Annotated in this window: 10 protein-coding genes; 2 read left to right on the forward strand and 8 right to left on the reverse strand. The window is 57.9% G+C overall.

Features of this window, described 5'->3' with window-relative positions; translation table 11 throughout:
- Positions 1 to 214: 214 nt before the first annotated feature.
- From JI62_RS13125 to JI62_RS13150, 6 genes are all read right to left on the reverse strand, one after another.
- A complete protein-coding gene (locus JI62_RS13125; protein ID WP_088700586.1) occupies positions 215 to 1324 on the reverse strand; it encodes a pyridoxal phosphate-dependent aminotransferase in 1110 nt (369 codons plus the stop codon).
- A gap of 38 nt (positions 1325 to 1362) precedes the next feature.
- A complete protein-coding gene (locus JI62_RS13130) occupies positions 1363 to 2754 on the reverse strand; it encodes an FAD-binding oxidoreductase (protein ID WP_088700587.1) in 1392 nt (463 codons plus the stop codon).
- A gap of 35 nt (positions 2755 to 2789) precedes the next feature.
- Complete coding sequence (locus tag JI62_RS13135; RefSeq protein ID WP_088700588.1) at positions 2790 to 4430, reverse strand: ABC transporter ATP-binding protein; 1641 nt, start codon at positions 4428 to 4430, stop codon at positions 2790 to 2792.
- A 9-nt stretch (positions 4431 to 4439) separates the two neighbouring features.
- Entirely contained in the window at positions 4440 to 5273 is an 834-nt protein-coding gene (locus tag JI62_RS13140) for an ABC transporter permease (RefSeq protein WP_088700589.1), read from the reverse strand.
- Positions 5270 to 6250 (reverse strand): ABC transporter permease, encoded by a 981-nt coding sequence (locus JI62_RS13145; protein ID WP_088700590.1) that lies wholly within the window; start codon positions 6248 to 6250, stop codon positions 5270 to 5272. Before JI62_RS13145 ends, JI62_RS13140 begins: the two co-directional genes overlap by 4 nt.
- Positions 6251 to 6327: 77 nt before the next feature.
- Entirely contained in the window at positions 6328 to 7884 is a 1557-nt protein-coding gene (locus JI62_RS13150) for an ABC transporter substrate-binding protein (RefSeq protein WP_088700591.1), read from the reverse strand.
- 215 nt (positions 7885 to 8099) lie between these two features.
- Between JI62_RS13150 and JI62_RS13155 the strand changes: the two genes are divergently transcribed.
- Positions 8100 to 8825, forward strand: a complete 726-nt coding sequence (locus tag JI62_RS13155; protein ID WP_088700592.1) for a GntR family transcriptional regulator — start codon at positions 8100 to 8102, stop codon at positions 8823 to 8825.
- Positions 8803 to 9840, forward strand: coding sequence for a histone deacetylase family protein (locus JI62_RS13160; protein ID WP_088700593.1), 1038 nt, complete (start codon positions 8803 to 8805; stop codon positions 9838 to 9840). The genes JI62_RS13155 and JI62_RS13160 overlap by 23 nt, the downstream gene beginning before the upstream one ends.
- Here the strand turns inward: JI62_RS13160 and JI62_RS13165 are convergent.
- Both JI62_RS13165 and JI62_RS13170 read right to left on the reverse strand, forming a co-directional pair.
- Positions 9837 to 10142: a helix-turn-helix domain-containing protein gene (locus JI62_RS13165; RefSeq protein ID WP_088700594.1), complete on the reverse strand. Its 306-nt coding sequence runs from the start codon at positions 10140 to 10142 to the stop codon at positions 9837 to 9839. The genes JI62_RS13160 and JI62_RS13165 overlap by 4 nt on opposite strands.
- Positions 10135 to 10509, reverse strand: coding sequence for a type II toxin-antitoxin system RelE/ParE family toxin (locus tag JI62_RS13170; protein WP_088700595.1), 375 nt, complete (start codon positions 10507 to 10509; stop codon positions 10135 to 10137). The genes JI62_RS13165 and JI62_RS13170 overlap by 8 nt, the downstream gene beginning before the upstream one ends.
- Between the last annotated feature and the right edge of the window lie 53 nt (positions 10510 to 10562).

The raw sequence follows: 10562 nt of genomic DNA on the forward strand, positions 1-10562 counted from the left end.
AACCCCTTTCACCCGCTGCGAGGGCAGGTTGAAGCGAGGGTCTTTTTCCAGGGCCGGAAAATGTTCCCAACCATTCCGGCATTCCCGCCATCCATGGCGGTCAGATGACAAAAGTAGCGCCCAGGGATGGGTTCACAGCGCCCTCGCGGAAACCTGCCCTCAATGCTCACAGCTATCCGTCGGCATATGTCCTGTATCAAATTTACCAAGCTCATCAGGCGTGCTCTTTAATCGCCTGTTCGAGAGCCGCCAATCTTCCCGGTTCCAGTGCGGCTTGTACCGCCGTAATGCGTATTACATTGGCCAGCTCTGGGTGCGCCAGGCGAGCGACCAAAACGCCTTCGGCGAGTAGCTGCTGGTGCACCTCAGCGGCGAGTTCAGCGCTGGGCAGGCGAATGCCGATAAAGTTGGTGGCGCTGGGCAGCACGTCCGCACCGAGGGCGTGAAAGTGCTCCGCCAACTGCTCCCGGCGGGCTTTTACATCAGCAACGTGTTGGTGCACTTCGTCAGGATGGTCGAGTACCACTTCGGCGGCGGCCAGGGTCAGTGACGATACCGCGTAGTGAATACGCACTTTCATCATCATCGCCAGTACGTCAGGGTCGGCGATGGCGTAGCCAATGCGCAGGCCCGCCAGGCCATGAGCCTTGGAAAGCGTGCGTAGGCGAATCACCCCCGGTATTGCTTTGGCAGCGAACTCGCTACCCACGTCATCTCGGAAATCCCCATAGGCTTCATCCAGCAGCAGCCAGCAGGTGTCGGGCAGCGCCTCGCGCAGCTTAAGGATGGCGCTGTCGCTATGTAAGTGGCCGCTGGGGTTATCCGGGTTAGCCAGATAGACCAGCCGGGCGTTTTCCTGATGGGCAGCGGCGGCCAGAGCTTCCAGGTCGGGGGCCAGCACGCCGGGTGCTTCATAATAGCTGGGCTCTACCAGATTGCAGCCCTGGCCTTTGGCAAAATAACCCAAGGTGGGGTAAGTGCCTGCAGTGCTCACCACGGTTTCACCCGGTTCGCAGGTGGTGCGCAGGGCCAGAGCGATCAAGCTGTCAGCACCGGCATCCACCAGCATCGTTTCCAGTGCAATACCTTGCTGTTCGCTCAAGCGCTGGCGCACGCCCAGCGCTTCGGCATCGCCGTAGCAGTAAACGTGTTCGGCTAGGGCATCGCCAAAGTGTTCGCGCAGGGCGCGGTGGGGCATATCCAGGCCTTCGTTAGAGCCCAACCGATGGGGGATCTCCTTTCCAATGCGGCGCTCTAATACTTTGATGCCTGGGAAGGGGTTATGCGGGCCTTCGCCAGTTAAGTGCTCGGGGTAACGGGGCATAGAAAGTCCTAAAACAGTAAACAGTGTTAATGATTAACTTAAAGCGTTTCTTGAAGTACTTTACCGCGATTTAAAAGATTGAGCGGGTCTAGCGCCTGCTTGAGCGTATGCATTAACTCAATCTCGGCGCTGGAGCGACAGGTGCTTAGCCAAGGGCGTTTCTCTAGGCCAATGCCGTGTTCCGCGGAGACCGAACCGCCCAGCGCGGCCAGCGGCTGATAGATCATGGCTTCCACTTCACGGCGCACTTCGGGATCGCCGCTCCCCACGCTAACGGAAATATGTAGATTGCCATCGCCGAGATGGCCAAATACCACCAGTTTCGCATCTGCCCAACGCTGGGTTAGCTGCGCTTCCAAGGCATTGGTGTAACGCTGCATATCGGCAATGGGCAGGCTAACGTCAAAGGTGAGCACCGGCGCCAAGCCTTTGACCAGCCCCTCAATATCTTCGCGTATCGCCCATAGGCCATCGCGCTGAGTACTGGATTGGGCAATCACCGCATCGACAATCAGCTCGCTCTCTAACGCACTTTCCAGTGCTTCGCTAAACTGGGTGGCATTGCGCTTGGCGTCGCTGCCCAGTGAATCAATGATCACATAAAACGGGTGCTCGGTGGCAATTGGCGGGGTGTGGCGGCCCAGGGTTTCAGTGAGTAGCCGGTAGTGGTTTTGCCACATCACCTCAAAAGCGCCGAGGCCGCCGCCAAGCGCTTTGCCCATATGGCTGAGCAACCCGGTGAGTGCCTCAAACGAAGGGCAGGCCACCATCGCCGTTTGCTCGCAGGGGGTAGGTGGCTGCAGGCGCAGTACCGCCCGGGTCACAATGCCCAGGGTGCCTTCGCTGCCGATAAACAGCTGCTTTAAATCGAAACCGGCGTTGTTTTTCAGCATGTGGTTCATGGAACTGACCACGCGGCCATCGGCCATTACCGCTTCCAGGCCGAGCACTTGCTGGCGCATCATGCCGTAGCGAATCACCCGAACGCCACCTGCGTTGGTGGCGATATTGCCGCCAATGGTGCAACTGCCCCTAGCACCCAGATCCAGCGGGAACTGCAGGCCCACCTCTTTGGCCGCCTCTTGAACCCGCTGCAGCGGAGCACCTGCCTGTACGGTGAGGGTGCCGCCCACTTGATCTATTTCTTCGATCGCGGTTAGCCGTTCCAGGGAAATCACCAGCTCATCCGGGCTAGCTTCTGCACCGTGCACCAACCCGGTTAATCCACCGTGGGTCACGATCGGTTGCTGCACGGCGTGACAAGCCCGCATCACCGCAGCGACTTGCTCGGTATCCGCCGGACGCACAATCGCCCCCGCCTGACAGGGCGCGCCGGTCATCCAATCAACGCGACGGCTATGTACATCGTCGCCCGTCAATACGTGGGCAGGGCCGACAATGGCGCGCAGCGTCTCCAGGGTTATTTGCATGGGTGTTCCTTAGCTTGTCTTGTCCATTCATTAAATTACGCAGTCGCTGCCACGGACGCTTCGCGGCCGGGAATCGCCCTGAGCAGGTCTTGGGTGTATGCCTCACGTGGGGCGAGGAAAATCTGCTCGGCGCTGCCTTGCTCCACAATGCGACCGTGCTGCATCACCACAATGCGGTCGCAAACCTGGGCCGCAACGCGTAGGTCATGGGTGATAAACAGCAGCGAGAGCGAAAGCCGCTGCTTCAACTCTTCCAGCAGTTCCAGCACCTGGGCCTGGATCGAAACATCCAGGGCTGAAACGGCTTCATCCGCCACGATCAGCTCGGGGTTGAGCGCCAGCGCCCTGGCAATACCGATACGCTGGCGCTGACCGCCGGAAAACTCGTGGGGGAAGCGCTCCACGGCGCTGGCGCCCAAGCCCACCATGTCTAATAGCTCGCCCGCTTGTTTAAGCGCCGCGGCTTTGGGCGTGCCGTTGGCAATCGGCCCCTGAGCAATCGCCATGCCCACTTTGGTGCGTGGGTTGAGCGAGGCGTAGGGGTCTTGGAAGATCATCTGTACCCGGTGGCGTTCTCGGCGTAGCGCATCGCCTTTGAGCTGGGAAAGATTCACCCCATCCAATAGCAGCTCGCCGCTATCGGGGTGCTCCAAGCGCACCACACAGCGGCCAAGGGTGGACTTGCCAGAACCGGATTCTCCCACAATCCCCACCGTTTCACCTCGCGCCAAGGTGAGCGATACATCCTCTAGGGCACGCACTTCGCGGGAAGGTTTAAGGAATCCGCCCCGTGAGCGAAACACCTTATTGAGCTGCTTGATCTCCAGCAGCGGGGCGACTTGGCTGGTCTCCCGGTGAGGCGGCACCGCATTGCTGGGAATCGCGGCAATCAACGCTTGGGTATAGGCGTCTTGAGGGTTCTCAAGCACCGGCTTGGCGTCACCCAGCTCGACAATCTTGCCGTGTCGCATGACGCAGACGCGATTGGCAATTTCGGCCACCACGCCAAAGTCGTGGGTAATAAACATCACCGACATGCCGCGCCGCTGCTGTAGGTCGCGAATCAGCTCAAGAATCTGCGCTTGCGTGGTGACATCCAGCGCCGTGGTGGGCTCATCGGCAATCAGCAAAACGGGTTCCAGCGCCAGGGCCATGGCGATCATCACCCGCTGGCGCTGGCCGCCGGAAAGCTCGAAGGGGTAGGCGCGAATAGCCTTCTCCGGCTGAGGGATTCCCACTTCGATCAATAGCTCCAACGCGCGGGCATGGCGCTCTTTGGGAGTGAGCTGGCCGTGGGCTTCGAACACCTCGGCAATCTGCGCACCTACACGCATCAGCGGGTTCAGGGCGGTCATCGGCTCCTGGAAGATCATGCCGATTTTTAGCCCACGCAGGGCACGGTGCTGCTTTTCACTCAAAGTAAGCAGGTTTTGCCCTTCAAACACAATCTCGCCCTGGGTGGCGCGAACGCCCTTGGGCAGCAGCCCCATCACGGCGTTAGCGGCCATCGATTTACCGGAGCCGGACTCGCCCACCACGCACATGATTTCGCCGCGCTTCACCTCGTAGCTAACGTCCTCCACCGCCAGGGCGCGATCCGCTCCTTTGGGGAGCGCAATGTTGAGGTCGCGAATGCTGAGGACGGTGTCAGCCGATTGGTTCTCTGTAATAGGCATATAATGTCCTTAGCGCTCGCGGGATAGTTTGGGGTTTAAAGCGTCGTCTAGCCCTTCACCCACCAGGTTTAACGCCAGTACGGTGAGCAGAATCGCCACGCCCGGGAAGAAGCTCAGCCACCATGCCTGGCGAATCACCGTGCGCGCAGCACCAATCATGTAGCCCCAGGACATCACGTTAGGATCGCCCAAACCCAGAAACGACAGCGCCGACTCCAGCAAAATCGCGGTGGCGACCATGAGCGAGGCCAGCACGATAATCGGCGACAGCGTATTGGGCAGAATCTGACGCAGAATAATCGTGGTGTTGGACTGGCCGACCAGGCGCGCGGCTTCGACATACTCGCGGTTGCGCAGCGACATAAATTCGGCGCGTACCAAGCGGGCCACTGGCGGCCAACTGACAATCGCAATCGCCAACACAATCGAAGTGATGCTGGGCTGCATAATCGCCACCAGGACAATCGCCAGGGCGAAGTTGGGGATGGTCTGAAAGAACTCGGTAAAGCGCATCAATATGTCGTCAATGATGCCGCCGTAGTAGCCTGCAATGGCCCCCAAGGGAACGCCAATCAGCAGTGCCACGCTGGTGGATACCAGCCCGATCAATAGCGATACCCAAGCGCCGTGCATCAAGCCGGATGCCACGTTGCGGCCCATGGTGTCGGTGCCCAGGGGAAAGCCATCCTGTGAGAGCGGTGGCAAAAAAGGCCGCTGAACCATGCGCCAGGGCGATTCCGGAAACAGCAGCGGGGCCAGTATGGCCATGGCGATAATGACCAGCAGAATAATCAGCCCGACGAGGGCGCCACGGTTTTGCGCAAAGCGTGCGAAAAAGCTCATGCGGCCCCCTTCTTGATGCGTGGATCAGCCAAGCTGTAGACCAAATCGGTGATGATATTGAAGACAATCACCAGTGCCGCCGAGAAGAAGAAAATCCCCAGCAGCAGGTTGTAGTCGCGCTGCTCAAGGGCTTCGAACATCAAGCGTCCGATGCCGGGCCAGGCAAACACGGTTTCGGTCAGAATCGCCCCACCGACCATCTGTCCCGCCTGCAGGCCCGCTAGCGTAATGATCGGCAGCAGGGCGTTACGCAACACATGACGCCGCTGAATAATGCTGGGCTTCAAGCCTTTGGCGCGGGCGGTTTTGACGTAATCCTGCTGGGCGGCATCGAGCATGGACGTGCGCGTCATGCGGGTGTAAATCGCCATAAAGAACAGCGCCAGGGTGGTCGCCGGTAGTACTAAATGCTTGGCAACATCGAGCACCAGGGCAAACCCCGTGTGACCGGCCCCCACGGTGTAGAGGCCGTAGGCGGGCAGCCAGCCCAGGTAGACCGAAAACACCACCACCGACATCAGCGCGACCCAGAACAGCGGCGTGGCGTAGAAGATCAGCGCCAGCGCCATAATGATCGAGCCAGAGGGTTTTTTAACCCGTGCTGCGGCCATGGAGCCCGCCACAATGCCCAGCACTAACGAAAGCACAAAGGCGGTGCCGGTGAGCAGCAGGGTGGCGGGTAAACGATCCATGATCAGATCAAACACCGGAACGCCCAGCCGGTAGGAGTAGCCAAAATCAAGCATGGCGATACCCGACACATAGCGCCACAGCTGCACGTACATTGGTTGATCAAGACCAAATCGCTCGCGCAGCTGATTAAGGAACTCCTGATCGGCAGCGCCCGCTTGCCCAGCCAAAATAGCCGCCGGGTCTCCAGGGGCCATTTGAATCAGCAGGAAATTAAAAATAACGATTAAAAACAGTACAATAACGGCTTTAAATAGCCGCATAAGAATGAGGCGAGCGTAAACCATAAGTAGTTTCCTGACGGATGCCTTCAAGACATAGCTGGAAAACCCAAGTAGCTCGCGCTACCTGGGTATAGTCGGACTTAGCGGTCTAGCCAAGCATCCTTAAAGCCGTCGTTAACCCCCACGCCGGAGGTGACCAGGTTCTTCACATCACAGCGATAAAGGGTCGGGAAGCCCAGCTCCATCAGCCAACCAACGGGCACGTCTTCGTGCAGGATTTCCTGCACTTCACGATAGAGTTTTTCGCGCTCTGCATCGGGGAATGCCGTGGCGGCCTCGTTAAACAGCTCGTCGACACGCTCGTTTTCGTAACCTTCCACGTTATTCCAGGGCGAGCCCTTGGCGATGTTGTCGGAAAGGTAGGTGCGTGAAATACCCAGTGCCGGGTCGCCGTATTGGTAGAGGTAGGTGAAGGCGAGATCGTAATCCCAATCGCCCAGGCGCTGGTTCCAGCCGCCCACGTCGGTGGCTTGGGTTTCAACGTTAATACCCACTTCGCGCAGGTTCTGCTGCACGGCTTCGGCCCAGCGTGTCCAGGTTTCGCCATAGGGCAGCGGCAGAATAGTGATCTCTTCGCCGTCGTAGCCCATCTCTTCAAGCAGCTCACGGGCGCGTTCGGGGTTGTGATCGTAGGGCTCCAGATCGTCGTTCTGGAAGCGCGCATTGGAGCCAAAGGCGGAGAGCGGGACATTGCCCAGGCCGTTCCACAACACATCTTTGGCGAACTCGCGATCCATGGCGTACATCACCGCCTGACGGAAGCGCTTATCCGCCGTGGGGCCTTCGCGGTTGTTCATCCACAGCATGGCAAAGGGGCTGAAGTACTCGTGGCCCTCTTCGGTCATGCAGACGTTATCCATCTCGGCCAGGCGGGGAATATCGAAGTTTTCGACGGTACCGCTGGGCAGCACGTCGATGGTTTCGTTCTCAAACGCCACCGCGCGGGAGGCGCCGTCGGGAATGATGTGCCAGTTTACGCCATCAAGGTAGGGCAGGCCCTCTTCGTAGTAGTCATCGTTTTTGACCAGCTCAATCACCGTGCCCCGCTCCCAGTTGGAAAACTTAAACGGGCCGGTGCCTATCGGCTGATCATTGTTTTCGTTATTGCGGAAATCTGTGCCCGCGTAGAGGTGCTCGGGCACCATGGTAAAGGTGCCCGCTTCAAAGGAGAGCAGGAAGGGGCCAAAGGGCTGTGTCAGGGTAAACACCACGGTGTGGTCGTCGGTGGCTTCGATGCTCTCCACATGCTGCAGCACAGCGCGGGCACTGGGGTTCAACTCACGGTGGAATACATCGGCGGAGAATACGACGTCCTCGGCGGTAAAGGGCTCGCCGTCGTGCCAGGTGACGTCTTCACGCAGATGGAAGGTGTAGGTACGGCCATCATCGCTGACCTCCCAGGACTCCGCCAATTGGGGCATCGGTTCCAGGTCGGTGGTGTAGCGCAGCAGCCCTTCGTAGATATTGCCCGATACAGTGCGCGTGGGCGCGTTTTGGATCATGCCCAGCACCAGGCCTGGTGGTTCGGGTTGTATGATGGTGTTAACCGTTCCGCCCGACTTGGGGTCATCGGCCAGAGCGGCGGAGGTAAAGGCAAGTGCTGCAGCGGAAATAGCCAACGCTAAGGGTTTTTTCATGTTTCCAGCTCCTCGGTTTATTAGAACGTAAGGGGGTTACGTCGTCGTTAGGCGAGCGAGGCGTGTCTGTTAGGCCCAGTTGTGATGGTTATTAAGAGCCTGTTTTGACCATAGCAGCCGCTGGTAAAACTGTCGACAGTCGGCAATCGTTCGTCGACACACGTGTATTTTCCGTCATACTGGAAAGTACGCACCATGCCTTATGAGTAAATTTTATGGCTTCATCAACGGTGGCTCCCAGGGCCTTTATTCAGCAGCAGAACCTGGTCGAGCAGGTGGCTGACTATTTGACCCAAGCGATTATTAGCCAACACTTTTTACCTGGCGAACGGCTCTCTGAAGTGCAGCTTTCCCGCGATCTGGGCGTTAGCCGTGCGCCGGTTCGAGAGGCCGCTCGTTTGCTGGAAAGCCGGGGGTTATTGATCTCAAAACCCCGGCGTGGCTTCTTTGTTCGCGCGTTGAATGCCGTTGAACTCGAAGATGTGTTTGATTTACGGCTGTGTCTTGAACGCCATGCCTTTCACCGCTTGGTGGAGCGCTATACGCCTGAAGCCAAGCGTGCGCTAGCGCAGCAGGTGGAGGTGCTGTGTGAGGCAGCGGAAAGCAACGATGGCACCCGGCGCATTGAGGAAGATCTGCAGTTTCACCGGCTAATGCTGCACTACGGGGGGAACGAGCGGCTGCTGCGTGCCTTTGATGACCTGTCTCACGAGCTGCGCCTGTGCATCACCCTAATCACCAAAACCCATGAAGCCCCCGAGACCATCGCCACTAGCCACTATAAGCTGCTCGACGCGCTGGATAGTGGCAGTACCGACGCCTGCCGTGAGGCGATTGATTACCATATAGGCGTTGCCCGCAAATTTGTGGTCAAGGGGGTGGGCGAAACCGGAGATGGTTCTGATGAAGAGAGTGCCGATGAAGACGTTCTTCCACGCTGACCAACTGCTTCATCAGCCGCAAACCTACTTCTCCCGTGGCAAGATGCGCACACCCCAGGAAGTGCCCGAGCGTGCCACGCACCTACTGGCAGCCGCCAAGCAGCTAGGGTTTGATATTCAAGCACCCGCGGATCATGGCGTGGCGCCGTTAAGGGCGGTGCACTCGCTGGCCTATCTGCGCTTTCTGGAGAGTGCCCATCGGCGCTGGCATGTCCTTGGTGAAGACTGGGGCGAAGAGGTTATCTCCAATATTTTTGTGCGTTCGCCCAATGCTCTGCACGGCATTTTGGCGGAAGCCGGGCGTTATCTAGCCGACGGTAGCGCTCCAGTAGGCCAGCATACCTGGCAGGCTGCTTACTGGTCAGCGCAAAGCGCGGTGGCCGGTGCCGAGGCCGTGCTGGCCGGTGATCGGTTTGCCTACGCGCTATCGCGCCCACCGGGCCACCACGCTGGCATCGACTCCGCCGGTGGTTTCTGCTTTCTCAATAATGCCGCCATTGCCGCGCAGCATCTGACCTCGCGCTACCCACGTATCGTCGTGTTAGACCCCGATATGCATCACGGGCAGGGCATTCAGGAAATTTTCTACCAGCGTAATGATGTCATGTACATTTCGATCCACGGCGATACCACCAACTTCTACCCCGCTGTAACTGGCTTTGAAGACGAGCGCGGGCAGGGCGCTGGGCTGGGCTATAACCTCAACCTGCCGATGCCCCATGGATCAGAAGAAGCGGTGTTCTTTGATCGCCTGGAGGAGGCCTGCCAGGCCATCCGTCTGTTCGAGCCTGATGCCATCGTGCTGGCGCTGGGGTTTGATATCTATGAGCGCGACCCCCAAGCCAAGGTCGCAGTTTCTACCGCGGGGTTTGATGAACTTGGCCGCAGGGTAGCGGGCCTGAACGTACCCACGCTGGTAGTGCAGGAAGGCGGCTACTACTTGGAAGGATTGGAGGCCAATGCGGTAAGTTTTTTTGAAGGGTTGCTGGGCAGAGTAGAAAGCACTGACAATTAAGTCAGTATTTCCAATCCCTTTTCCGCCACTAGGTTTAGCAGCTTAAGCGAAGGGCCATTGGGTTTCTTCTGGCCTTGTTCCCACTTCTGAATCGTGGACACACTGGTATTCAGGTAGGCCGCGAACACGCCTTGGCTGGCGTGATTCTTGGTGCGAATCCGCTTGATCTGTATCGCTGTGTACTCTTTTACTGGCGGCAGACAGAGCGCATCGAACTCGCGCAGTGTGGTTTCTTTCATCACACCAGCCGCGTGCAGGTCTTGAGCAGTTTCATGCACCATATCTAAGATTGATTTATCCATCGTTTTTTACCTCAATCAATGCGCCATGCTTAATTGCTTCGGCTAATGCTTTGTCACCGTAGCCCAGCAATTCTTTTGCTAAATGTTTTAACGCTTTAAGCTCTTCGGCACTGATGTTAGCGCGGGCATTTTTGGCAAAACCATAAACAAAGAACGCCTTATTACCGACCTTATAAGCCAACAGGGTTCTGGCCTCGCCGCTCTTGCCTCGACCACCGATTGCCACGCGTTTTTTCACCACATGACCACCTAGGTCGGCATCAATCAGGCCGCGCTCCATTTCCACAACTGCGGCTAGCAAAGCAGCATCATCCAGTCCTTCCTTTGCTGCCCACTTACTGAACACTTTGTTTTTAAATACTCGCATCTGATACCTGTACTGTTATCCTCAACATATAGCACTAGGTGTTATAGTTGGCC

It is taken from the genome of Halomonas campaniensis (assembly GCF_002211105.1).
Lineage (GTDB): Bacteria > Pseudomonadota > Gammaproteobacteria > Pseudomonadales > Halomonadaceae > Vreelandella > Vreelandella campaniensis_A.